The organism is Massilia sp. UMI-21 (genome assembly GCA_015277795.1).
Taxonomy (GTDB): domain Bacteria; phylum Pseudomonadota; class Gammaproteobacteria; order Burkholderiales; family Burkholderiaceae_D; genus Telluria.
Genome location: CP063848.1, coordinates 1,718,422 through 1,742,998, shown reverse-complemented (window position 1 = coordinate 1,742,998; position 24,577 = coordinate 1,718,422). Strand labels below are relative to the sequence as shown.

The 24,577-nt window shown below is 63.9% G+C and carries 21 protein-coding genes, 1 other RNA gene and 1 pseudogene; 17 read left to right on the top strand and 6 right to left on the bottom strand.

Going from position 1 to position 24,577, the window contains the following annotated elements:
* The first annotated feature begins 33 nt into the window (after nucleotides 1-33).
* Together IM543_07780 and IM543_07775 are read left to right on the top strand one after the other, a co-directional pair.
* On the top strand, nucleotides 34-741 hold the full coding sequence (locus IM543_07780) for an HAD-IA family hydrolase (protein QOY95725.1): 708 nt from the start codon (nucleotides 34-36) through the stop codon (nucleotides 739-741).
* Nucleotides 742-897: 156 nt separating this feature from the next.
* The gene (locus IM543_07775; protein ID QOY95724.1) at nucleotides 898-1,560 is read left to right on the top strand and encodes a hypothetical protein; all 663 of its coding nucleotides are present in this window, start codon (nucleotides 898-900) and stop codon (nucleotides 1,558-1,560) included.
* A gap of 56 nt (nucleotides 1,561-1,616) precedes the next feature.
* Here IM543_07775 and IM543_07770 read toward each other — a convergent pair.
* A pseudogene (locus IM543_07770) lies at nucleotides 1,617-2,463 on the bottom strand (class I SAM-dependent methyltransferase).
* Between the two features lie 168 nt (nucleotides 2,464-2,631).
* On the opposite strand from IM543_07770, the gene ssrA reads away from it, so the two are divergent.
* The 11 genes from ssrA to IM543_07715 all read left to right on the top strand — a co-directional run bounded on the left by ssrA (nucleotide 2,632) and on the right by IM543_07715 (nucleotide 13,821).
* Nucleotides 2,632-2,990, top strand: a transfer-messenger RNA (tmRNA) gene (gene ssrA, locus IM543_07765).
* A 165-nt stretch (nucleotides 2,991-3,155) separates the two neighbouring features.
* On the top strand, nucleotides 3,156-4,397 hold the full coding sequence (locus IM543_07760) for an integrase arm-type DNA-binding domain-containing protein (GenBank protein QOY95723.1): 1,242 nt from the start codon (nucleotides 3,156-3,158) through the stop codon (nucleotides 4,395-4,397).
* Between the two features lie 66 nt (nucleotides 4,398-4,463).
* Nucleotides 4,464-5,111: a hypothetical protein gene (locus tag IM543_07755; GenBank protein QOY95722.1), complete on the top strand. Its 648-nt coding sequence runs from the start codon at nucleotides 4,464-4,466 to the stop codon at nucleotides 5,109-5,111.
* A 154-nt stretch (nucleotides 5,112-5,265) separates the two neighbouring features.
* Complete coding sequence (locus tag IM543_07750) at nucleotides 5,266-5,481, top strand: AlpA family phage regulatory protein (protein ID QOY95721.1); 216 nt, start codon at nucleotides 5,266-5,268, stop codon at nucleotides 5,479-5,481.
* 343 nt (nucleotides 5,482-5,824) lie between these two features.
* Nucleotides 5,825-6,025 carry a hypothetical protein gene (locus IM543_07745; protein ID QOY95720.1) on the top strand — a complete coding sequence of 67 codons (201 nt, stop codon included), beginning with the start codon at nucleotides 5,825-5,827 and terminating at the stop codon, nucleotides 6,023-6,025.
* Nucleotides 6,022-6,519 carry a hypothetical protein gene (locus tag IM543_07740; GenBank protein QOY95719.1) on the top strand — a complete coding sequence of 166 codons (498 nt, stop codon included), beginning with the start codon at nucleotides 6,022-6,024 and terminating at the stop codon, nucleotides 6,517-6,519. Before IM543_07745 ends, IM543_07740 begins: the two co-directional genes overlap by 4 nt.
* Nucleotides 6,520-7,465: 946 nt before the next feature.
* Nucleotides 7,466-9,346, top strand: coding sequence for a DUF927 domain-containing protein (locus IM543_07735; protein QOY96575.1), 1,881 nt, complete (start codon nucleotides 7,466-7,468; stop codon nucleotides 9,344-9,346).
* A gap of 308 nt (nucleotides 9,347-9,654) precedes the next feature.
* Nucleotides 9,655-9,864: an AlpA family phage regulatory protein gene (locus IM543_07730; protein ID QOY95718.1), complete on the top strand. Its 210-nt coding sequence runs from the start codon at nucleotides 9,655-9,657 to the stop codon at nucleotides 9,862-9,864.
* Between the two features lie 102 nt (nucleotides 9,865-9,966).
* Complete coding sequence (locus IM543_07725; GenBank protein QOY95717.1) at nucleotides 9,967-11,397, top strand: phage major capsid protein; 1,431 nt, start codon at nucleotides 9,967-9,969, stop codon at nucleotides 11,395-11,397.
* 1,197 nt (nucleotides 11,398-12,594) lie between these two features.
* Nucleotides 12,595-13,128, top strand: a complete 534-nt coding sequence (locus tag IM543_07720) for a PAAR domain-containing protein (GenBank protein ID QOY95716.1) — start codon at nucleotides 12,595-12,597, stop codon at nucleotides 13,126-13,128.
* A gap of 3 nt (nucleotides 13,129-13,131) precedes the next feature.
* Nucleotides 13,132-13,821 (top strand): hypothetical protein, encoded by a 690-nt coding sequence (locus IM543_07715; GenBank protein QOY95715.1) that lies wholly within the window; start codon nucleotides 13,132-13,134, stop codon nucleotides 13,819-13,821.
* Between the two features lie 506 nt (nucleotides 13,822-14,327).
* On the opposite strand, the gene IM543_07710 is transcribed toward IM543_07715, so the two are convergent.
* From IM543_07710 to tssF, 3 genes are all read right to left on the bottom strand, one after another.
* The gene (locus IM543_07710) at nucleotides 14,328-14,951 is read right to left on the bottom strand and encodes a type 1 glutamine amidotransferase (GenBank protein ID QOY95714.1); all 624 of its coding nucleotides are present in this window, start codon (nucleotides 14,949-14,951) and stop codon (nucleotides 14,328-14,330) included.
* A 98-nt stretch (nucleotides 14,952-15,049) separates the two neighbouring features.
* Nucleotides 15,050-16,087, bottom strand: coding sequence for a type VI secretion system baseplate subunit TssG (gene tssG / locus IM543_07705; GenBank protein QOY96574.1), 1,038 nt, complete (start codon nucleotides 16,085-16,087; stop codon nucleotides 15,050-15,052).
* Nucleotides 16,051-17,895 (bottom strand): type VI secretion system baseplate subunit TssF, encoded by a 1,845-nt coding sequence (gene tssF, locus IM543_07700; GenBank protein ID QOY95713.1) that lies wholly within the window; start codon nucleotides 17,893-17,895, stop codon nucleotides 16,051-16,053. The genes tssG and tssF overlap by 37 nt, the downstream gene beginning before the upstream one ends.
* Nucleotides 17,896-18,123: 228 nt before the next feature.
* On the opposite strand from tssF, the gene IM543_07695 reads away from it, so the two are divergent.
* The 3 genes from IM543_07695 to IM543_07685 all read left to right on the top strand — a co-directional run bounded on the left by IM543_07695 (nucleotide 18,124) and on the right by IM543_07685 (nucleotide 22,734).
* Entirely contained in the window at nucleotides 18,124-18,897 is a 774-nt protein-coding gene (locus IM543_07695) for a hypothetical protein (GenBank protein QOY95712.1), read from the top strand.
* Between the two features lie 97 nt (nucleotides 18,898-18,994).
* On the top strand, nucleotides 18,995-20,428 hold the full coding sequence (locus tag IM543_07690) for an MATE family efflux transporter (protein ID QOY95711.1): 1,434 nt from the start codon (nucleotides 18,995-18,997) through the stop codon (nucleotides 20,426-20,428).
* 71 nt (nucleotides 20,429-20,499) lie between these two features.
* A complete protein-coding gene (locus IM543_07685) occupies nucleotides 20,500-22,734 on the top strand; it encodes a S9 family peptidase (GenBank protein QOY95710.1) in 2,235 nt (744 codons plus the stop codon).
* 68 nt (nucleotides 22,735-22,802) lie between these two features.
* Here IM543_07685 and IM543_07680 read toward each other — a convergent pair whose 3' ends face one another.
* Entirely contained in the window at nucleotides 22,803-23,003 is a 201-nt protein-coding gene (locus tag IM543_07680) for a CsbD family protein (GenBank protein QOY96573.1), read from the bottom strand.
* 180 nt (nucleotides 23,004-23,183) lie between these two features.
* Between IM543_07680 and IM543_07675 the strand changes: the two genes are divergently transcribed.
* A complete protein-coding gene (locus tag IM543_07675) occupies nucleotides 23,184-24,272 on the top strand; it encodes an AI-2E family transporter (protein QOY95709.1) in 1,089 nt (362 codons plus the stop codon).
* Nucleotides 24,273-24,339: 67 nt separating this feature from the next.
* On the opposite strand, the gene IM543_07670 is transcribed toward IM543_07675, so the two are convergent.
* A complete protein-coding gene (locus IM543_07670) occupies nucleotides 24,340-24,516 on the bottom strand; it encodes a CsbD family protein (GenBank protein QOY95708.1) in 177 nt (58 codons plus the stop codon).
* Nucleotides 24,517-24,577: the final 61 nt, after the last annotated feature.

Below are 24,577 nucleotides of genomic sequence, written 5' to 3'. Positions count from 1 at the left end.
TTCTGCCTCCTGCGCCCTGATCCTTTATTTCCCATGACTCTCCCGACCGTCCTGCCGGCACCGCGTGCCATCCTGTTCGACCTCGATGGCACGCTGGCCGACACCGCGCCCGACCTCGCGGCCGCCGTCAACTGGCTGCGCACCGAGCGCGGCCTGCCGCCGACCCCGTATTCGGTGCTGCGCCCCACCGCCTCGGCCGGCGCGCGCGGCATGATCGGCGCCGCCTTCGGCCTGGCGCCGGGCGACGAGGGCTATGAAGAACTGCGCCTGCAATGGTTCGACCGCTACCAGGAGACCATGGCCGTGCACAGCTCGCTGTTCGGCGGCATCATCGAACTGCTGCACGGGATCGAACAGGCCGGCATGGCCTGGGGCATCGTCACCAACAAGCCGGCGCGCTTCACCGACCCGCTGATTCCGCAGATCGGCCTGTCGCACGCGGGCTGCGTGGTGTCGGGCGACACCACCGGCTTCCCGAAGCCCCACCCGGCCCCGCTGCTGGAAGGCGCCCGCCGCCTCGGCGTGGATCCGGAACACTGCTGGTACGTCGGTGACGACAAGCGCGACGTCGAAGCCGGCCACGCCGCCGGCATGGTGACGGTTGCCTGCAACTGGGGCTATTGCGGCGCCATCGAACCCTCGACCTGGGGCGCCGACTACCTGCTCGACACCCCGACCGACCTGCTGCATACCCTGCGCAAGCTAGTGGAATCGGCACGCGCGACCGCATCGGCGGCCTGAGACTCCCTTCACCTTCCCGGCGGGTCGTCCTGGCCCGCCGCTGCGCCGGTCGCTTACAAGTCTTTACGATTGATACAGGCTTTCGTCTAGTTCTGTACCGGGCTCACCGGTAATCTACTCCCATACGACAACAAAACGTCTTCTACGGAGCAGAACATGGAAACCACCCGCCTCAACCGCATTCACCCCCTGATGGCCGCTGCCGCCGTGTCGGTCGTGATCGTCAGCCTGACCGGCGCCGCCGCGATCACCGGCCTGCTGCCGCATTCGAACAGCGCCCCCAACGCCCTGGCGGCCCCGCTGGCCGCCGCGCCGTATGCGGTGGCGCAGCAGCCCGGGATGGTGCCGGTCACCACCGCCCAGGGCCAGGTCGTGATGGTGCCGGCTGCCGCGGTCCAGGGCCAGGCTGCCACGCCGCTGTCGGCCACGCCGGTGACGCCGCAACTGGCCACCCAGCTGGCAGCCGGCCCGGCGCCGCAGATGGCCATGCCGGTCGCCTACGCCCAGCCGGCCGCCCAGCCGGCGCCGGCCCCCGAGCGCGTCGTGGTCAAGGAAGTGATCCGTGAAAAGCCGGTGGTGAAGGTGGTCGAGAAGACCCGCGTGGTGCACGCCAAGCCGAGCGAGCCGCGTTACTACCCGCAGCCGGCCCCTGCTCCCGCACCGGCCCAGCCGAACTATGTCGGCATCGGCACCGGCGCCGTGATCGGCGGCCTGATCGGCAACCAGATCGGCGGCGGCAATGGCAAGAAGCTCGCCACGGTGGCCGGCATCATCGGCGGCGGCATGATCGGCAACGAGGTCGCCAACCGCAACCGCTGAACGGTCTGCCCTACTCCGCAGTTTGACTCCACAGACCGCAGGCACTCAGCCTGCGGTTTTTTTCGGAAGATGCAGACGATGATGTCGCTCGGGAAAATCCGCAGCACCGGAATCGCGCACAGGATGGCGATGTACTGCACCCACAGCAACAACGGCGAGACGTTGCCGGCGCAACGGAGCCGCTCGCGCAAGCCCCTGGCGCGCAGGGCCGGCAGTTCGGCGCTGTCGACCAGGTCGAAGCCGCGCCCGGCCACCAGCTTGGCCAGGTTACCGGCGCTGAAGTAATGCACGTGCGGCGAGGGCAGGCCTTTCTGCCATAGCCGCTCGAACGGCGAGCGCCAGCCCAGCCGGGCGATGACTTTCGAGAGACGGTAGAAGAAGCCGCGGCTGTTCGGCAGGTTGAGGATCAGGATGCCGTCCGGATTGAGGCGCGCGCGGCAGGCGTCGAGGGCGCTGCGGATGTCCGGGATATGTTCGATGACGTCGTTGAAGACGATCACGTCGAAGCGCTCGCCCTCGCGCAGCACGTCGGGGGAAGAAGCCGGCCCGCACCGGCAGGCCGCGGGCGGCGGCGCGCGAACCGACCACCGCATCGGGCTCGACGCCGAGCACGCCGAAGTCCTCGCTTGCGGTCTCCAGGAACCAGCCGTGCGCACTGCCCACGTCGAGCAGGCTGCGCGCGCCGGGCCGGACATGCCGCTTGGCGTACTGCACGATGGCCCGGAAGTTCTCGAGCCGCAGAGCCTTCAGCCCCGCTTCGCGCTCGGCTTCGTTGACCTCGGGCCCGGTATGCTGGTTGATGGCGACGGACAGCGCCGCGCTTTCGTAATGGCAAGTCGGACAGGTGGCATGCCACGCAGCGATCCCGGCTGTTTGAGAGTTACCGCAGACAATACAAACCATTCCTGATTCCTTGTCGAAAGACCTGAGGCAGACGGCGCAAGCGGGTCATGATATTGCAAGTTCGTCATGCTAAAAGCCTATCTTTTGGACCGGCTTGACATGTAGCGGTTCCCACGCACGCAGGCTGCATGTGCCGGCGAATTGGAGTACAATGAAGCTTCTTTCGTTGGGGGCGACCTGGTTTCGACGTGGGTTGCAAAGCAGCGCAGGGCATACCGAGGACTGGTTACCTCGTAAATACATCCAGAAATCAATAACTGCAAACGATAACTCGTACGCACTCGCAGCTTAATTGCTGCTAGGTCCACAACACCTCGCCCCTGGGGTGTGCCGCAAGGTTCGTGGACTCATTTACAGGGGCTCGCAGTAGGCCGGGTCACTTGGTCGACTGCTAAATAATAGGTGACTCGCTTGTCCAAAGGGTGCACATCCCCGTTGTCCAGGTTAAATTAATTGATAGTGCTAAGTATGTAGAACTGTCTGTAGAGTGCTTGCGGACGAGGGTTCGATTCCCTCCGCCTCCACCAACAAATACTCCAACGTGGTTTTTCCACGTACAAAAACCCGCCTCTGTGCGGGTTTTTTACTATGGGGATCGTATTTTTAGGGGTAACATAGTCCAACGACATCCAAAACTTTGTGGGGGTATCTCTTGGGGTAACTCCCTTACCCCCAAAACTGTTACCCCCACCATGCCACTAGACGACGTTACCCCAACTCCGAAGCCGGCCAGCAAGGGCAAGCCCCTGACGGACAAGGCCATTAGCAACGCCAAGCCCGGCGCCAAGCCGGTTAAGCTGTTCGACGAGCGCGGCCTGTTCCTCCTGGTTACCCCCACGGGCGGTAAGTGGTGGCGCTTAAAGTACCGCATAGACGGCAAAGAGAAGCTGTTGTCTTTAGGCACCTACCCCGATGTCAGCCTGAAGGATGCGCGCGAGCGGCGCGACGATGCACGCAAACAGATCGCCGATGGCATTGACCCAAGCCACAGCCGCAAGGCGCAAAAGACGTTGCGTAGAGTCCATGCCACTAACAGCTTTGAATTTGTCGCTCGAGAGTGGTACGAGAAGCATTCGCCTGGCTGGGTTCCTTCGCACGGCGACAGGATCATTCGACGCCTTGAGCGAGACATCTTCCCCGACTTAGGCAACAGACCGATTGCCGAGATCACATCGCCCGAACTGCTGCAAGTAGTCCGCAAGATTGAAGCGCGCGGCGCCCTGGAGACGGCCCACCGCGCCATGAGCAATTGCGGCCAGGTGTTCCGCTATGCCGTAGCCACCGGCCGGGCCTCCCGCGATCCTTCTGGGGATCTGCGCGGTGCCCTGCCCCCGGTCCGTGGTGAGCATTTCGCCGCGGTGACGGAGCCGGAACAGGTCGGCGGCATCCTGCGCAGCATGGACGCTTATCAAGGCACGCTTACCGTGTCCTGTGCGCTGCGCCTCGCCCCGCTGGTGTTCGTGCGTCCTGGTGAGCTACGCGCGGCCGAGTGGGCTCATATCGATCTGGACGCCGCGGAGTGGCGCTACACCGTCACCAAGACCGGCACGCCCCATATCGTCCCCCTGGCCACCCAGGCTGTGGCGATCCTGCGCGAGATTCAGCCGCTAACCGGACATGGGCGGTACGTGTTCCCCAGCGCCCGCACCGGCGCCAGGCCGATGAGCGATAACGCGATCCTGGCGGCGATGCGGCGCATGGGTATCAGCAAAGATGAGATGAGCGGCCACGGCTTCCGGGCGATGGCCCGCACGATCCTGGACGAGGTACTTGGCTTCCGGCCGGATCTGATCGAGCACCAGCTGGCGCACGCCGTGAAAGACCCGAACGGCCGGGCCTATAACCGGACAGCCCATCTACCCGAGCGGCGGAAGATGATGCAGCAATGGGCGGATTATTTGGATGAGTTGCGAGTCAACGCAACTAGAACATAGCGCGCAGATAGTTGAATATCCGCCGAAACATCCGTCCATTTCCCTGTCAAATAATAAGGAATACGTATGACCGAAGATCATGATATTGAGCCAAGGCCACCAGTAAGTTTGCGAACACCTATATCGGAAGCCGGATTAGTAATCAGCGGTTTAGTCGAGGTATGGGAAAAATGGGATCTGCCGAATGCTCCGGTCTTTTGGGAAATTATTTTCGAGGAATTATGGGCTAACCCAGAAACTACTGGCACAAAGCAGTTCGACGAGTTAGTGAAGACTGAGAACCTCACTGACTGGGAGGGCGAGCCATTCGCCCCAGGCTTCAAAGCGGCAATCATTCAAATCGCAACAATGCAAGTCGCCTGCGCATACGCTATTCAAGCGTTCAGGGCGGAAAAAGGAAGCATAGAAGCCTGGAGCTATGTCTGTGACGCTTGGCATTGGCTTGGGATATTACAAGGAACGATTTCCGGCAGAGGCATGGAAAAAGGATTAGATGCTAAAAAGTTTTCCTTAGCGGGGCTAGACGCACGACACAGCGAGAACAGAAAAATGAAGGCCGATGTTTTCGCATGGTGCGATGCGAATATGGCTAATTACAAAAGTATGGACAGCGCGGCGGAAGCAATCGCAGGGAAAGAGGTTCCAGTAACATTCCGGACTGCCAGGGCTTGGATTGCGGACTGGAAGAAGACTCAGTCTACCGGTAGAGCGTAACGGGTTGCGGTAGAAATATGTGCCTGCCGGAACGGTGTAACGTCATCCGGTATGTCGTACGGCGCACCTGGACAGGGGCTTTTCGACTATAACCAGAGAAATCAATATTGCTCCTATCGGTCCACTTTGGACTAATTCAGACAGGAGCAATCGAATGCATCAACTCCCCGAAACCGGCTTTCTCCGCCTGCCGCAAATCATCGGCGATAACAAGGTACAGCCGCCGGTGCCGGCCGTCGTGCCGGTCTGTAAATCCACCTGGTGGGCCGGCGTGAAGTCGGGCCGCTTTCCCTCCCCCGTCAAGCTCGGCCCGCGCACCACGGCGTGGCGCGTCGAGGACATCCGTGCTCTGATCTCGTCGGCCCACTAAGGCGGTGCGCATGATGCACCCGACCTATCAAGGCGCCCGGCCGTGCCGTGCGGCCCAGATCCACACAAATCGCTTGACGGTTCGTCCATCTTGGTCCGATACTGTTTGCGTTCCCGAAAAAGACGGAACCGGGTTTAGCAGCCCGAATTACTCAAGGCGGACAACCGCCAAAGGCGGTATTTTTTCGTCCGTACCATGCTGTACCTCCTATGGGGCGGCGGTGGTGGGGAGGCTTCGGCCTGCCGGTTTCCTTGAGTACCGGTCTGCTAACCCTGTCATTCGCCGCTCCTCCCCGTTTAGCAGCGGGCGGAGCGGTTCTAAACCGCTACTCAAGGAGGCTCACATGCCTGGCACCAGCTCGTCCGTACAATCCCACTCCGAACAAATTCGCCGCCTCGCCGGCATCGCCGACACCATCGGCGCCATGCTGGGTGCATTCGCACTGCTGCCCGCTACCGGCCAAGCCGACGCGCTGGCCGTGTCCGCCAGCCTGGCCGACGACCTGGCCCAGCAGCTCGCCGCCATCGCGGGAGGTGCAGCATGAGCGCCGCTTGCCTCTGGACGGTCAAAACGATGGCCGGCGCATTCCTTGGTGCGTTTGACAGCCATGCGGCCGCAGTCGAGCACATCGAGAGCCTCCAGGCGGAGCCGGGCTTAAATCCCGACTGGTGCGGCGATCTGCGCATTCTGCAAGCCCTGGTGCGCAAAACCGACGCCGAGGATTGGCGCACGAAGCAGAAGACGCTGCCTAACCCGCCCGAAGTCGGCCCGCAGCCTCCGCTGCGCTACGAAGGCGGCACGCTAGCCTTTTCCCGCAAATACCAAGAGGTCTACTTCAGCACGCCGGACGACCAGCAATGGGTAGGCGAAGTCGAATTCATCCTGCGGAACATCGACCAGTTCGCGGAACCTGACCGCTCCCGCATTCTTTACCTGGCTGGCGACCATTACGGCATCGTGCCGTGGGTGATGATCGACCCGAACTACGAGCCAACCAACGAGGAGCGCGAACGCTGGGAGGTGCAAGCCAATGGGTAGCACTCCGAAAATTCAAAGCGTAGGCTTTGAGGCCGCCGCCGTTTCGCAGTTCCGCGACCAGATCGCAGCGGCCGGCCTGACGCCGCCCGACGTGATCCACGCCGATGGCAAGCTGCGCCGGTTCTCCAGCAATGGCAAACCCAAGGACGATGCGGGCTGGTACGTGCTGCACGGCGGTGCTGTGCCTGCTGGCGTCATCGGCGACCACCGCACCGGCCTGCATCAGAGCTGGCGCGCCGACATCGGGCGCACACTCAGCCCGGCCGAGGAAGACGCGCACCGCGCCAGGGTTGAAGCCATGCGCCTCATCACGAAGCGCGAAGACGCTCGGCGCCGGGCCGACGCAGCCAAGAAAGCGGCCGCGCTGTGGGACGCCGCCCAGCCGGCCACTGCGGATCATCCCTACCTGGCGCGCAAAGGCGTGGCGCCGGTCGAGAACCTGCGCCAGCTGGACGCCGCCGCGGTTGCGCCGATACTCGGCTATGTGCCGAAGTCGAGCGGCGACGAACTGGCCGGCCTGGTGCTGGTGGCGCCGGTCTACATCGACGGCGAGTTGACCACATGCGAACTGATCGACGGCGCCGGGCGTAAGTCGGCTATCTACGGCGGTGCGAAGGCTGGCGGCTACTGGCCGGCCCAGGCGCTGCCCGATGACGGCGCCGACCTGGTGCTGTTCATCGGGGAAGGTGTTGCAACCGTGCTGACGGTGCGCGAAGCGTGCGGCCATGCCTGCATTGCGGCCCTGTCGTCGGGGAACCTGCTTACCGTGGCCAAGGCCATGCGCGCACGCTACCCGCTAGCGCTTCTGGTGCTGGTGGCCGACCTGGTGAAAGTATCCGGCGAACCCGACCACCACGCCGAGCAGGCCGCGCGCTTCGTCGCGGGCCGGCTGCTGGTCCCGACGTTTGGCGACGACCGCGCCGCCGGCGACACCGACATCAATGACATGGCCGCGCGCTTTGGCCTGGCCGATGTGCGCGAGGCGATCAACGATGTCTTGCATGGACCAGAGGACGCCGAGGAATCGCCCGAGGAACAGGCGAGCCAACCGCCGCTGATTGGCGGCACCCAAGCCGAGAGACCGGCGCCGCCGAAGACCAAGGCCAAACGCCTGTATCCGGAATCGGTGACATGTAGCTACGCCGGCGGCACGTTCGACGTTTCGCACCGCGGCGTCTTCTTCATCGGCACCGACAAGGACGGCAACGAGCAGCCTCCGCGCTGGATATGCTCGCCCCTGTCCGTGGTGGCAAAGACGCGCGACGCCAAGAGCGGCGAATGGGGCCGGCTGCTGGAGTGGCACGACGATGACCGCGTGCGCCACCAGTGGGCCATGCCGCTCGAGCTGCTGCAAAGCGACGGCACGGACATGCGGCGCGAATTGGCGCGCATGGGCCTGTCGATCGCACCGGGCAAGGCGCAGCGCGATCTGCTGGCCTCCTACGTGCAAGTGTGGCCGGTCGAGAACAGGGCGCGCTGTGTCGAGCGGCTGGGCTGGCATGGGTCGGTGTATGTCACGCCGTCCGAGTCCATCGGGCAGCAGGATGAAATCGTGGTGTTCCAGAACGCGCACGCGATCGATCCCGCCCTGTCCAGCGCCGGCACCCTGGACGACTGGCGCGCGACGGTGGCGCAACCTGCAGCCGGTAACTCGCGCCTGGTGTTTGCCCTGTCGGCCGCATTCGCTGGACCGCTGGCCGAGGTAGCCGGCGAAGATTCGGGCGGGTTCCATCTGCGCGGCGGTTCGTCGTCGGGCAAGACAACGGCGCTCAAGGTGGCGGCGTCCGTGTGGGGCAACCCGAGCAACTACCCGCGGCTGTGGCGCGCCACCGCAAACGGCCTGGAAGGGCTGGCGGCGCTGCACAATGACTGTCTGTTGATCCTGGATGAGTTGAGCCAGATCGACCCCAAGGAAGCCGGGGAAGCGGCCTACCTGCTGGCGAACGGCCAAGGCAAGGCGCGAGCGTCCCGCACCGGCGCGGCCCGCCAGTCGGCCCGCTGGCGCCTGCTGTTCCTGTCAGCTGGTGAGGAATCGCTAACCGCCCTGATGGCGCGCGCTGGGCGCAAGGTCAACGCCGGCCAGGAGATCCGCCTTGCCGACATCGACGCCGACGCAGGCGCCGGCATGGGCGCCTTCGAGGTGCTGCACGACCAACCCAGCCCGGCGGCGCTGGCGCTCGCAATCAAGGACGCGGCGATCCGAAATCACGGCACCGCGGGCGTGGCCTGGTTGCGCAGCATCGTCACCAATCGGGCGACGCTGCCCGACATCATCGAAGAAGGCATCAAAGGGTTCATCAATGATGCGGTAGCGGACCAAGCCGCCGGCCAGGTGCTGCGAGTGGCGCGCCGCTTCGCCCTGGTGGCGGTGGCCGGCGAGCTGGCTACCTTCTACGGCATCACCGGCTGGACAGCGGGAGAAGCGATCACGGCGGCACACAAGTGCTTTGCCGCCTGGCTGGATGCATTCGGCGGTGTGGGAAACCGCGAGGAGCGCAATATCCTGGCCCAGGTGCGGGCCTTCTTCGAGGCGCACGGCGCAAGCCGCTTTGAGGACATTCACGCTACCGGCGATCAGCGCATCATCAACCGCGCCGGCTTCTACCGCACTGGCGTCAGCGGCGACCGGGAATATCTGGTGCTGCCTGAAGCCTTCAAGCGCGAGCTGTGCCAAGGAAACGACATCAAGACGGTGACGGCGGAACTACTCAAGGCCGGATGGCTGGCGCCGGGAGAAGGAAGCCGCACGACACAGAAGCCGCGCATCCCAGGTCTTGGCACAACGCGCTGTTATGTCCTGACCGGGCGCATGTGGGAGGGTGAGTAATGCGGCCCATCATTCAAACCAAACCAAAAAACGTGGGGACAGTGGGGACAATGGGGACAACCGCATGGATGCTGGGTTTGCGGCGTCCCCAGCGCCGGGGACAGCGTGGGGACAATGGGGACAAACTGCGGGGGAAGCGCCGAATCATTAGCCCCAGCACGGCGGCGTGTCCCCACGTGTCCCCACTGCTTTTCAACGAGTGGGGACAGCGGAAACCCGCATGGATACTAGATGTCCCCATTGTCCCCAATGTCCCCGCAAAAAAAACAATGGAACTGTTTCCATCCAAACTTTGAAGGGTCAATGCAATGACCGCGATCATTAGCCAATACATGCGCCGCCAGCTGGTGGCCTACGAACTCGGCATCAGTCGGCACACGCTGGCCCGGATGCTCAAGGTAGATGCGACGTTCCCCCGGTTCTTCGAGATCACGCCAGGCATTGCCGTAATCGCGCGCGCCGACTTCGATCACTGGTTGCGCACCAAGCGCCTTGCCGCGCTATCTGCAACGCGCTGAACCCACCTACTCAACAACGCACCGCGCTGCTCCCGGTTGCCCGATTGCGGCGCGGCCTGTCTCTGAACGATCCTTGCTTCTCTTCTTACCGAAAGGAAATATATGGATCGTTTGACCGAACTGCGCGCCGAGGAAGCCGCACTGATTGCACGCGCCAAGGTAATGCTGGATAGCTTCCCTGGCCCGAGCTGGGGAACCGACAACCAAGCCGAGTGGAATAGCAACATGCACCGCTTCACGCAAATCGGTGTGGAAATCAAAGCGCTGGAAGAAGCCCAGGAAGGCGGCGATGCCGACGCGATCACTTGCACAGCACTTGGCGCCGCTCCGCGCGGCATCGTCAGCGGCGTGCGGGCTGAGGGTGACGGCGTAGCGGGCCTGGTCCAACAGATCAACGCAACCATCACGGAATTCAAGGCAGAGCACGGCGAGCGGCTGACGAATTTGGAAGCGGCACTCGACAGCACGAACACCCGCGCTGCCGCACTCGAGATGAACGGCCCAGCCGCAGCCGCAAGCGCGCCTCATGTCGGCGTCAAGGCGCTGCGCACCTACGGCGAGTTCAAGGCCCATTTCGCACCGAAGGCAGAAGGCAACACCGAGCCAGTCAGCCTGACCGACTTCATGCGCGGCGTCGCCGGTATGCAGTCCACCCAGGCTGTACACGCTGCGCTGTCGGTGGGCACCAACACCGCCGGCGGCTTCAGCGTACCGGCCCAGACCATGCCACAGATCCTCAGCGCCCTGACCCCGGTATCGAGCCTGCTGCTGGCCGGCGCCGGCATCGTGCCGATGGACAGTGGCGCCAAGACCGTGACCACTGCCGTGGTGGATGCTGTGCCTACCGCTTCGTGGCGTGAAGAGCGCGGCGGCGTACCGGAGAGCGACCCGGCGTTTCGCGGCGTGGTGGCAACCCCGCAAAGCCTGGCCTTCTACTTCAAGATCAGCCGCGAGCTGCTAGCCGATGGCCAAGGCATCGAGTCGGCCCTGCAAGTCGCAATCGCTCAGGCATTCGCCCAGGCGCTCGACTATGCCGGCCTGCGCGGTAGTGGCGTGGCGCCTGAACCGCTGGGCATCAAGGGCACCTCAGGCGTGCACGTCATCCAAAACGGCGCAAACGGTAAGGCGCTGGCCGACTACAGCAACTTCATGTCCGCTACTGAAGCACTGCTGACCGCCAATGCTCCAATGCCAACCGCCGCTATTATGGCGCCGCGCTCCCTGGTCAAGCTGGCTGGTCTAACCGATACCACCGGCCAGCCGCTGCGCAAGCCTGAACTGCTGACCAACCTGCCGTTGATCGCTACCCCGCAGATCCCGATCAACCTGACGCAAGGCACCTCGTCCGATGCGAGCGAGATCTACATGGGAGACTTCAGCAAGATGTATTTCCTGATGCGCGAAAACCTCAGCATCCAGCTGCTGCGCGAGGCATTCGCTACTACCGGCGAACTGGCATTCCTGTGCCATGTCCGTGCCGATGTCGTGATCACCCACCCGAAAGCGTTTGCAGTCGTCACAGGCGTGCGCTAAGGATCAACGGGCGTTACTCGGCGAGTGGCCCATTCATTGAATAACCCCGAGAGCGTGCGGAGACTCCCTTTGTCGCGCGGCACGCACCACCCATCAGCACGGCGCATTCCTGAGCGGTGACACACCACCCCGCCCGAAGTCGACGGCGAGCCCACGAAGGGACCGCTCGTCCCCACCACGTCCATAAACGTGGACAAAAAAAGTTGGAAGGTATGCCCCCCCCTCCGCAAGTTCGGCACCGCGCCAGGCAGGTACCGCCTGCCCTCTTTCCGCGCACGCCCGCGAAATGAAAACTTTTTTCCCAGTGCGACCACCCCCATCAAAAGCAGGGAGTGAGGCACACAAGGGACCGCCTGCCAGCCTTTTATTCGCACGTGCAGGTTAGGAAAAACGGTTTTTGGATGCCGTCACGGCGCACCCGCAAGAAGATGCGAGCGCCCCCAGCAAGGCCCAGGACGGCACATAGATGCCGCCCCCGCCCAAAGTTGCCACCGCCGCCCGACAGACACCACCTTGCCTCCCACGCGCAGAAAATTTCCCCCTTTTGAATTTGTTAATCAAATCAGCAAATGGCCTGGACCGCCCGCCGCCGGCAGCATCCGCATAGGGGAAAGCAGACCAGGCCGCCCAAAAAACAGGCATGTTAAAGCGTGTTAAAACGGCCGACGAAATCAGCAAATCAAATGCCGTCGCACTGATGAGTAGCACGGCGCCGGCAGGGGTAACTTTGGGGGTAACTGAAGGCAAAATCTACTCTCTTCCATAGTGCAGTTCGGTAGACTCCGCCTCCACCAACCTCTTCCAAAAAGCCGCTGATTCGTCAGCGGCTTTTTCATGCCTGCCGTCCCGGTGCTGGCCTTCGACCCAGGTGCCCTCCCAGGAAACCGGCATGGCGACCAAGCCTTCGTCTTGGCTGCAGCGCGCCCGAGCGGGCATCCTGCACGTTCGCATCGCGATCCCACTCACCCACGCCTCACGACGCGAGAAGTCGGGCGTAGCCGTCGCATTGCCAAGCTACGCGACGCCGCTCCCGCCACCAGGCGCTTTGCACCGGCCGCTCCGCATACACAGGGGGTGCGAGGACGACCGGCCGACGCCCAGCGTTGGCGATCCGCATCCCTGTTCGAAATCAATGCTTGACATCGCTGCGCTACTAAATTTGACTCTCACTTCCAATCAAGTAGAAAAGGCCGAGCTATGAGGATCATCGGATGGATTCGCGAAGGCGATCAGGCCGCCTGTGGCGAACAGGTAATCGAAGGCGATCCGTGCAGCGTGAGCGATGGCCGATCGTTATCCTTCGAAGGCGCGCGCATGGGGTGTGCAAAAGGCTGTGTAATTGCCGAGGGGCATGGGCCCGACAAGCTTTTTAACGACCGTAGTCCAGTACTTCATGGCATGAAAACCAGCGGCGGCTGCCCACTGTTGTCGACGCTGAATGACATCGACGGCATCGGCAATGACCGTGGCGAAGAAGTTCCTATACGATTTATTCAGAATAGCGCGGGAGAATGGGTCGGCAAGGAGAATGAAGGCTACGACCAGCAGTTCGTCTTGACCGACACGCAAACCGGCGAAACACTTGCCAATCGCCATTACCGAATTATTTTCAACGGGAAAACGATCGAGGGAAAAACCGACGCTAGCGGAAAAACCGTCAAGGTCGAAGCTGATGATCCGACCGAAGTAATACTCGAGATATTGCCGGAAGGCTACGGCGGAGGCAGATAAACAATGGCCAAGCCAGTAGCCTATGCGACGGCAAAAGCCGCAATGACGCTGAAGTCCGATACAAGCCCAGTAACAATCGAAGTCAACAAACCACGAGGGACGATTTATTGGGGTGGAGCCGGGCTCGATGGATCATATATCCATGACCAGGTCTCGGCATTGCAGGAGGCGGGCATAAAATATGTTTATATTGGAAAAAGAACCTACGGGATAGGAGTGGATGCGGCCAGGTCAGGAGTAACTGTGCGCTACAGGGATAGTCCCGTGGACGAGGACTGGACCATTAACGGAATGGAGGACAATCCCTCGGCGCAGTTTAACATGATTGGTTATTCATACGGAAGCTTGCTCGCTGCGCAAACCGCCAATTTTTATGCACATAACGGCCACATTGTCGATAATCTGGTCCTGGTGGGCAGTCCGATTGATGCGGACTTCCTGGAATACCTGAAGAAACAAAAGAATATTAGAGAAGTCATCGTAAGAGACCTCGAGGAATACGACGACCCGATATTTGCCGGAATATCCGAGCCCAGACTCCTACTGGCTTCATTCAAGCTTGCCAGGCAAATGCTGAAGACCAGGGAGACTGGCAATGGGGTCGGACATTTTTATTATGCAGGCGTAACAAAAGAGAGCGCCCGCAGAAGACGCGAACTAGCGCGGTTCATCTCCCGGCATGGGCTTGAGTAGCCATGAGATACGCCCTTAGATACGCCCTTAGATACGCAACGATATCGCTGATTGTCGTTTGCATCGTCAGTCAAGCATATATTTTGCTTATTCTCCTGGTGGAGCTAGCCGCGATGGGACATACCGGCGTCGCATCCGCTTTCGGATATGGCGCAAGCCTCAGCTTTTCCATACCTGCCTACCTTGTTGCGGTTGTGCTGATCTACGGCGCAAGGATAAAGCTGTCGGCCAGGTGGTTGCATGCCTGCTATCTTGGGTCGCACCTTGTCATATTGGCCTGTATGCTTGCTGTCCCAGGGCAGTTTACCTAGCGGCTTGCGACTCGAAAAAATAGGCAGGGTTTCATGCGAAGGTCCATGCCCGGATCGAGACTCTTGCTTGCCCTTGATCGGATAGCGCTTGTCTCCACTCGCGCTGCCGCTGCGGCAGTGCGGTGGACATCACCACCGGTCGTAAAGAAAAGAGCCGCCAGCGGCGGCTCCTCGGCGATGATGCACGCGGCAGGACTACGACGTCGGCCCCGGATCCGCCCCCGCCTGCTGCACCACCATCAACTCCTTCATCAGCGCATCGTTGAACGCCGGAATATCCTCCGGCTTGCGGCTCGTGATCAGCTTGCCGTCCACCACCACCTCATCGTCCGTCCACTCGGCCCCGGCCGCCTTCAGGTCGTCCTGGATCGCCGCATTGCTGGTCAGGTGCTTCGACTCGGCGATGCCGGCGTCGATCAGCGGCCACGGGCCGTGGCAGATCGCGGCGATCGGCTTGTCGGCCTCATCAAAAGCCCGGATGAAGGCGATCGCTTCCGGGATCTGGCGCAGCTTCTTCGGATTGTCTTCGCCGCCCGGCAGCAGCAGCGCGTCGTAGTCGGCGGCATCGGCCTGGGACAGGCTCGCCTCGACCTCGAACCTGTCGCCCGGCTGGTCGTGGTTCATGCCCTGCACCTCCTCGCCCACGCCCTTGGGCGAGACCAGGGTGACCCGCACGCCCTTCGCTTCAAGGAATGTGCGCGGTTCGGTGTACTCGACCTGTTCGACGCCGTCGGTCATCAGGACCGCGACACGCCGGCCCACCAGGTCGTTCTCGCTCACCAGGTCCAGGTGATCGCCTGCATTCACAATATTATTCATATGCCCTCCTGTCTGGTTTGTCAGCCTGTCGGGAACGATTGTAGGTCGCCCTCATCGTGCGCGTCGCGCGCGTCGTGCGGATGCTGCGGCCAACGGGCCTAGGGCAGCAGGTAGCAGACGTCGTCGCGGTCGCGCCGGTCCGGGCGGGTGCACAGGAAGCCGTCCAGGCCGAGCCGGATCGTGCCGTCCAGGCTGGCGCCGTCGATCTGGTCTCCCCGCAAGATCACCTGCAACTCGCGAAACGGCACCTCGATGGCGAACCGGTCCAGCAGGGCCGCCAGTGCCCGCGCCCCGCTCGCGCCCGGCAGGAAGCGCTCGAACACGGTGGACGTCACCGGCCCCACCCGGATCCGGATGCCGAGCTCCGGACGCAGCAGCCGTTCGCCCAGGGTCGCACCCATCCCCACGTCGCAATTGTCTTCGCCCAGGCGGCTGCGGTCCTGCGCGCCCAGCGCATCCCAGCCGCCGGCGAACTGCTCCACCGCGACCGGCACCTGCAGGTACTCGCCGAGCACGCCCGCGATCAGGCCGGCCGAGACCACCCGGCTGCGCAGCTGGGCGGCGAAATAGGCCAGGCTCTCGTAGGCCAGGCCGGCGTCGGGCAGGCCCTGCCCCGCGCGTTGCCAACCGGCGCCGCCGATGGCCGCGAGCTGGGCCAGGAAGCGGTCGCGGTTATGCTCGTCCGGCCCGCCGCGCACGCGGTACTTGCGCCAGGCGCGGTAGAACAGCGCCAGCTGGCGGCCGGAGAACGCATCGTAGAAAGCGCGCGGACCCTCGTCGCGGGTTGCGTGTTCCCAGGCGGCGATCCGCTCGGTGTAGTGCAGCGGCAGTGTCCCGTTCACGCCGAGCAGGCCCATTACCGCGGTACGCACCCGCAGGCGCATCGCCCCGCCGCCGGCCGGGCCCTGCTCCAGCTGCAGGCGCTCGATATCGCTGGCCGGGAAGCTCAGCGCCAGGCTGTTCTCGAAGCGGATCGCGGTGTCCGGCGACAGGCCGTAGCGGCGCAGCCAGCGCGACAGCAGGCGGATCGCCTGGAACAGTTCGTAGCGCCAGGGTTCGGCGAGCAGCTGGTCGATCACGCCCGCGCTTGCCCCCACGTTCACACCAGCGTCAGGTTGCCGTTGCGCGGCGCGCAGCGCAGCAGCTCCCTGTCGCTCTGCGCCGACCGTAGCACCAGCCGCGTGAAACTGTTGATGTGCACGTACAGGCCGAAGAAGCGGTTCACCACCTCCGCGAACACGGCCAGGCTGCTGCCGGCGAAGGCCTCTTCGTCCACCGTCATCCTGACCTCGGTGCCGTGCACCAGCGCGGCGCCGATCCGGTTGCGCAACCAGGCGGTCGACGGCAGCGTCTCCATGGCCGTGATGCCGGCGATCTGGCGCTGCGTGGCCGCCGAACGCGACACGTCGTACAGGGTGAGCACCTCGCGGAAGGCGTCGAGGTCGCCCAGCGAGCGGTGGTTGAGCGCCAACTGGGCCACCAGGCGCCAGTGCGCGCCGCCCGAGGACGGAAAACGGTGCGGCGGCGTCGGCCGCCGCAGCAGGTGGATCGGCAGCCCCCCGGTCGCGGTTTCGCTGGTGAGGTCGCCGTCGGGGGCGCCGAAGCCGGTGCTGCTCGCATGCGCGCCATTGGTGCAGGTCAGGTCGATCGAGGCCACGCACTGCTCGTCCGGCGCCAGCGAAAAGCCGGCGTCGGTGAAACCGATCTTCATGCGCTGGCGGTGCACGCCGCGGTCGTCGCGGCGCGCGAACCAGTAGCGCTCGCGTAGTTGGCTATCTTCGCCGCCCTCGCCGTGGCGCAGCCCGTAATAAGGCCGGTAGGCGATCGACTGCACCCTGCCCTCGGCCGTGCGCAGCACGTTCACGCTGTCGATGCTGTAGACCTCGACGTCTTCCTCGTGCCGGCCCGGCAGCACGTCGTACATCGCCGTGCGATGCGTGATGCGCACCGGCATGGCGGCCTGGTGGAACAGGTTGACCACCGGCGTGCAGCCGGGCACCAGGTGCGACGCATCGAGGGTCCCGAGCAGGCGCGCGGCGCCGCTGTCGCCATGCAGGCCGTTCACGATCAGGTGCAGGGTGAAGCGGTGCGCGGCCCCCGGGAGCATCGGCCCCAGCTTGCCCAGGTCGATGTCGATGAAGTGGAATTTTTCGGGGAAGGCGAAGTACTCGCTCAGCAGGCGGTAGGCAGCATGCTCGCTCGGGCGCAGCGGCACCAGCGCATCGTCGTCGCCGAAGCCGCCCAGCGCCAGCGGCATGCGCTCGAGCTGGCGCCATGGCCCGCCGTCGCCGATCTCGAGGTAAGTGGCGCCGACATGCATGAACAGGGTGTCGACCAGGCTTGCTGCCAGCAACGGATCGGCGTCGACATAGAGGCGCAGGCGCGGCATGCCGAGCTGGCGCAGCAGGCGCGCCGGGACGCTGCTTTCGATCGTGACCGCCACCTGCCCGGTGGCGCGCGCCGGCAGGCGCACGTGCGCCGGGGCATGGACCACCGGTTCGTAGCGCGCCCGCGCCACCCCGACCGGCGCCAGCGTCAGCGGGCTGGCGGTGCGGAAGCGGCAGGCCGTGCCCCTGGTGTGCAGCGCGCTCATCTCGGCGCCGCGCGGCACCGTCTCCACCCGCTCCGGCTTGGCTCCCGCCTGCGCGCCGGACGCGCTGCCGATGCGCGCGATCGAGCAGGACGGAATGCCCTGCAGGAAGTAGGGATACAGGCTGCCCAGCAGGGCCTCGGTAAACTCCGGGTAGTCGTCGTCGAGCTTGCGGGCGGTACGCGCATTGAGCAGCGCGCAGGCCTGGATGAGGCGGCGGATGTGCGGATCCTCGGTGCCTTCGGCGCCGAGACCCAGTTCGCTTGCCAGGCGCGGATACTGGTGCGCCAGTTCGCGCCCGACCGTGTGCAGGTAGACCAGTTCACGCTCGTAGTACGGCAACAGTTCTTCCATGGCGTTCTCCTGTCGTGACTCTGTAAGGTCCTGCACTTTCACGCTTACGATTTTGCGCATGGTCAAGAACAGATGAGCAATCGATTTTAGGTAACACATGGCGCGCCGGGCCAGCGCAGAGCGCCCACCCGGCATGGCCCCGCCCGATCCTTGATGCGGAGCGTGGTCGCGCGACCTGGCGCTGCTACCCTCACAAATTGTTATCTTTTTCATATGAAAGGAAGAGCCATGATGCGCCTATCGAATTGCGTGCTGCCGCTGCTCGTCGTTGCCGGGCTGTCTGCCTGTCAGCCCCGCCAACCCGGCACGCAGCAAGCCGCCGCCGCGCCTCCCGGCGCCATGCAGGCTGCGACCGGGCCCGCCGCAGCCGCGCCCGCTGCGCCGGCCGTACACGAGATTCACGCCGCTCCCGCCGCGCCGCCACCCGGCGCGGCCGGCAACGCGGCAGCGCCGGGCAAGGCCTTCGACCTGCAGTCGATTCCCGTGACCAGCGCGGCGCTTCCGCCGTTTCCGTATGTGGCCATGCCGTCCGAACTGGGACCGAAGCAGATCTATACCGAGAAGGACATCGAATTCGACCGCGTGTACGTGATTGCCGGCGAAGATATGCGCCCGGCGGAAGGGAAAGTACTCCAGCGCAAATTCTTCCTGCATACGCTGAAATGGTCGCCGCTGGCAGCGCACCGCAACTACGAAACGGCCCTGAGCGCACTGGGCGCAAGGCGTGTGGATGCGATCCATCCGTTTGACGAACGATTTGTCGATCGCAATGGAGGCGATAGCGCCGCCATCTGGAAGAAAATGCAGATTCCACATCTGGACCGCATGGAAGACCCGGACGTGCCCGGCTTCGAACAATGGTTGCTGCGCACTCCCGACACCCATGTCTGGATCTCGTTCTTTCTTGCAAACGGCCAGGTGCATGTGCTCACCGTCGAAGAGAAAGCGATGCGGCAACTCGTCCAGACCCTGCCTGCCACCGCGCTGTCCACCGGCCGCTGAGGCGAGCCGAGGCGGCCGGACGAAGACCGCGGGCGCGGAGGCGACCCAAACAATTAGCCAGTAAAATGGCAGGCTTTCCGTCTCACGCCTGCCGCTCATGACCGTCACCGTCCCCTCCGCCAGTCCCGCGCCGGTGCGCACCGAAATCGCCACGCTGTGGCGCCTGTCCTGGCCGATGCTGGTCGGCCAGCTGGCAACGGTCGGCATGGGCGTGGCCGATGTGGCCATGACCGGCCACGTCAGCGCCGAGGAACTGGCGGCCGTGTCGCTCGGCACCTCGGTGTGGTCGATCGTGCTGGTGACCGTGATGGGCACCATGATGGCAATCAACACCGTCGTCGCCCACGAAACCGGCGCCGCGCGCTTCGACCAGGTTCCGCATTCGGTACGCCAGGCGCTGTGGAAGGGCCTGCTGGTGGGGTTGGTGGCCTGCCTGTTCGCCAACCTGTGCACCCTGCTGTTCGGCCATGTCGGCCTCGACGCGCAGGTCGCGGGCCGCGCCGCCATGTACCTGCACGTGGCCAGCCTCGGCATGCCGGCCTTCGCCTGCTTCCGCGCCCTGTATGGCTACAGCACGAGCATCAACCAGACCAAGCCGATCATGTGGATCGCCATCCTCGGCTGCGTCTTCAACGCATGCGTGAACTGGCTGCTGGTGTACGGCAACTGGGGCTTTCCGCAGATGGGGGCGGTCGGCTGTGCGGTGGCGACGGCGGCAGGCATGTGGCTGATGCTGGGCGCCATGCTCCTGTGGATCCGGCATGCGCCGGCTTACCGCCTGACCTATCCTTTCACCGGCTGGGAAGGCCCGGACTGGAAAGCGATCGGCGCAATGCTGCGTCTCGGCCTGCCGATCGGCATCACCTACTTCGCCGAGGTCAGCGCCTTCGGCCTGATCAGCCTGCTGGTGGCGCGCTTCGGCGTGGTCGCGGTCTCCTCGCACCAGGTCGCGCTCAATTTCGCTTCGCTGGTGTTCATGGTGCCGCTCAGCTTCTCGATCGGCATGATGACCCGGGTCGGCCAGGCCATGGGCGAAGGCAATCCGCAGCGCGCGCGCTTCGTCGGCTGGGTCGGGGTCGGCATGTCGGTGGCGTTCGGGGCGCTGTCGGCGCTCTGCATCGCCATCTTCCGCTGGGAAATCGCGGCGCTCTACACCTCCGACCCGGCGGTGCAGGCCGCCTGCGCCCACCTGCTGCTGTTCGCCGCGCTGTTCCAGCTGTCCGACGCCACCCAGGTCGCCACCGCCTCGGCGATCCGCGGCTACCAGGTGACCCGTGCCCCGATGATCATCCAGTTGCTGGCGTTCTGGGGCGTCTCGCTGCCGCTGGGCTGCATCCTGGGGCTGGCGCCAGGCTGGTTCCCGTGGGCGCCGGACGCACCGCTGTCGACCACCGGATTCTGGATCGGCCTGGTGGTGGCGCTGACGGTGGCGGCGGTGCTGCTCACCTGGTCGTTCGAGAAACTGGCGCGCCGCCGCATCCGCGAAGCCGGGCAAGTCAGCGCCGGGCACATGCACGGGCTGCCGACGTAATTACAGCTTTTCGGGCCCGTCTCTGGTATCGTTCCGCGTTGTCGCAAATTAACTTATATCAGAGACATTTCATGCGCCCATCCCCTCTCCTCCTGGCTGCTGCTTTCGCGGCCACACTCGCGGCCGCTCCCGCATCGGCCGAACGCCTGACGCTGGACCGCATCTACGGCGATCCGGCCCTGGCCGGCGCCAGCGTGAAGAACCTGCGCGTTTCGCCGGACGGCGAACGCGTCACCTTCCTGCGCGGCCGTGCCGACAACCAGTACCAGCAGGACCTGTGGGAATACAACATGAAGACCAAGCGCACCCAGCGCCTGGTCGATTCCAAGCGCCTGGTGCCGAACGAGGAACTGTCGCTGGAGGAAAAGGCCCGCCGCGAGCGCGCCCGTACCGCCGGCCTGTCGGGCATCCTGAACTATTACTGGTCGCCGGACGGCAAACAGCTGCTGGTGCCGATCGCCGGCAACCTCTACCTGGTCGATGTCGCCAAACCGGAAACGGCGCGCAAGGTCGCCTCGGGCAACGTGATCGATCCGAAGATCTCGCCGAAGGGCCGCTACGTCTCCTTCGTGCGCGACCAGAACCTGTTCGTGATCGACCTGCAGAGCGGCGCCGAGCGCCAGCTCACCCACGATGGCAAGGGCACGATCCACAACGGCGAGGCGGAATTCGTCGCGCAGGAAGAGATGGACCAGCATACCGGCTACTACTGGGCGCCGGACGATTCCGCGATCGCCTACCGCCGCTATGATGAAAAACCGGTGCCGGTGGTGCGCCGCTTCGAGATCTTCGCCGACCGTACCGAAGTGATCGACCAGCACTACCCGGCCGCGGGCGATCCGAACGTGCTGATCGAGCTGATGATCGTGGACCCGGCCACCGGCCAGCAGCGCAAGGTGGATCTGGGCGCCGAGAAGGACATCTACCTGGTGCGCGCCGACTTCAGCGCCGACGCCAGGACCCTGGTCTACCAGCGCCAGACGCGCGACCAGAAGCGCCTCGACCTGGTCGCGGTGGACGTCGGCACCCTGGCCCAGCGACCGCTGCTGAGCGAAACGTCGAAGACCTGGGTCGAGATCAACAACGACCTGCGCTTCCTGAAGAACAAGCCGGCCTTCATCTGGGCCTCGGAGCGCAGCGGCTACAAGCACCTGTACCTGTACGGCCTGGACGGCAAGCTGCAGGCTCCGCTGTCGAAGGGCAACTGGGGTGTCGACAGCATCCTGGCGGTCGACGAGGCGGCCGGCAAGGTCTACGTGTCCTCGGGCAAGGACGCGATCATCGACAAGCAGACCTATGCGCTCAAGCTGGACGGCAGCAATGCCGCCAGCCCGGTCCGCATCACGTCCGGCGACGGCTGGCACGAGGCCAGCTTCGCGGGCAACGGCAAGATCTTCGTCGATACGTATTCGAATCCGCGCACCCCGCCGCAGGTGTCGATTCGCCGCGCCGACGGCAGCATGGTGGAGTGGCTCGAAAAGAACGAGCTGAACGCGAACCATCCGTACGCCAAGTACCTGCCGGATCACCTGACCACCGAGTACGGCACCATGCAGGCCAAGGATGGCCAGCTACTCCACTATTCGATCATCAAGCCGGCCGACTTCGACCCGGGCAAGCGCTACCCGGTGTTTCTGTTCACCTACGGCGGCCCGCACTCGCAGCGCGTGACCCGCGCCTGGGGCAATTATTTTGACCAGTACATGGCGCAGCAGGGCTTCGTGGTGTTCCGCCTGGACAACCGCGGCTCGGGCCGCCGCGAGCGCGCCTTCACCGACGTGATCTACCAGAACCTGGGCAAGCACGAGGTCGAAGACCAGGTGACCGGCATCGACTGGCTGGCCAAGCAGAGCTTCGTCGATCCGAAGCGCATCGGCGTGTTCGGCTGGAGCTACGGCGGCTTCATGACCCTGCGTCTGCTGTCGGCAGCGTCAAGCAAGATCGCCATGGGCGTGTCGGTGGCGCCGGTGACCGACTGGGCCCTGTACGACACCCACTACACCGAGCAGTTCGTGGGCGGCACGCCCAAGTCGGACCCGGAAGCCTACCAGCGCAGCGGCGTGTTCGCGCACCTGGACGGCTTGAAGTCGCCCCTGCTCCTGATCCATGGCATGGCGGACGACAACGTGCTGTTCAGCAACACCACCCGCCTGATCGACGACCTGGTCAAGCGCAACGTGCAGTTCGACCTGATGACCTATCCAGGTGCGAAGCACGGCATCTCGGGCAAGGTCAACCAGCGCCATGTGTATGGGCTGATCGAGGCCTTCTTCAAGAAGAACCTGGGCGGCACCGAGGCCAGGTAAGCACAGCAGTCCTGCCAAATGAAAACAGCCGCCCGAGGGCGGCTGTTTTCATTTGGCAGGACAGCAAATCAGAGTGGGCGGCGCGCGACGTCGTCCAGCTTGTCTTCCACTTTTTCCTGTGCATCGCCCACCTTCTTCTGAGCCTGGCCTTCGACCTTGGTCGCTTGGCCCTTGGCTTCCTGGGTTGGGCTGTCGATCGCATCACCGAATTCTTCCTGGATCTTGCCACCGACTTCTTTCAGTTTGCCCTTGACTTGATTTTCGTTGATCATGGTCTTCTCCTTGGTTTCACATGTCCGGATGGCCATGTACGAGTACAGAATACGGCGGCCTTGACTCCGCTTCTGTTCGCGTCCGCACATTGCACAATTCTCAAAATTTGCGCGACTTCAAGGCGCTGACAGTGCTAACGTGTTGTCAACACGACCACGCCCTTGAAAGGCTCAGGCATGAACGAAAACCGGAACGAACACGCCGCCGAAGCACCGCCCGCGCAACGCCGGGTTGCCAAGCGGGTCACCATGATCAGCGGGATCGCCATCCTCTTCATCGCCCTCGCCGCCGCGGTCGTGCTGGCCGCCGATGCATTGCTGCTGATCTTTGCCTGCATCCTGTGCGCCATTCTTCTCTACAAGTTGAGTGACATGCTGGCGCAACGCTTCCACCTGCATCGACGTGTCGCGCTGGTGATTGTCGTGGTCGCACTGCTGGCCATCGTCGGGATCGGCAGCTGGGCCATGGCACCGCAGGTTTCCGAGCAGTCCAGCAAGCTGGCCAAGGAAATACCGGCTGCGGTCGAGCGCTTGAAGACGACGGTCGAGCAGCACCCACTCATGAGGCGCGTCGTGGCGGAGTTGCCGCCGCCCGAGCAGATCGTGGAGCAAATGGACAATATGGTGCCGAACGCGGGCCTGTTCTTCGGCGGCGTGATCGGCGCACTGGGCAACGTCGTCATCATCCTGTTCGTAGGCATCTATTTTGCGGCGAGTCCGCATACCTACACGACCGGCGCGATCCGCCTGATTCCCAAGACCAGGCGCAGTCGCGCGCGCGAAGTGCAGCAGGAGCTCGGTCACACGCTGGCCAGCTGGCTGCTGGGCAAGGCGGCGTCGATGCTGATCGTCGGCGTGGCGACCTCGGTCGGCCTGAGCATGCTGGGTGTGCCGCTGCCGCTGATTCTCGGCATCATTGCCGGCCTGCTCGACTTCATCCCCTATCTCGGCCCGGTGATGGCGGGCGTGCCGGCGGTGCTGCTGGCGCTGTCGATCAGCCCCGAGCTGGCGCTCTACACCGTGCTGTTGTTCGTCGGTATCCAGCTGGTCGAGGGCTACCTGTTGCAGCCGCTGATCGAAGCCAGGGCGGTGGACATGCCGCCGGCGCTGGTGGTCGTGATGCAGCTGATCTTCGGGACCCTGTTCGGCTTTGCCGGGGTGGCGCTGGCGACGCCGCTGGCGGCGGCGCTGTCGGTGCTGGTCAAGATGCTGTACATCGAAGACGTGCTGGGCGACCGGCCGGCGCACAAGCGCAGTCCGGCCTAGGCATCCGGACGCAATCCGGACGTAAAAAAGCCGCGCAATGCGCGGCTGTTTCAGGTGGAGAGCAGGCTCAGTTATTGCCTTTGAAGACGTCCTTCACGTCGCCTGCCTTTTCCTGCACCTTGCCTTCGGCCTGGTTCGATACGCCTTCGCGTTGCTGCTGGCGGCTGCCGGTGGCTTCACCCACCTTTTCCTGCACCTTGCCGCCGATGTCCTTGGCCTTGCCCTTGATTTGATCCTCGTTCATGTCAGTCACCTCTTCTGTTCGTGGAGCGAGGTCCTACCTTAGGCCGTATGGAGCCTCGACT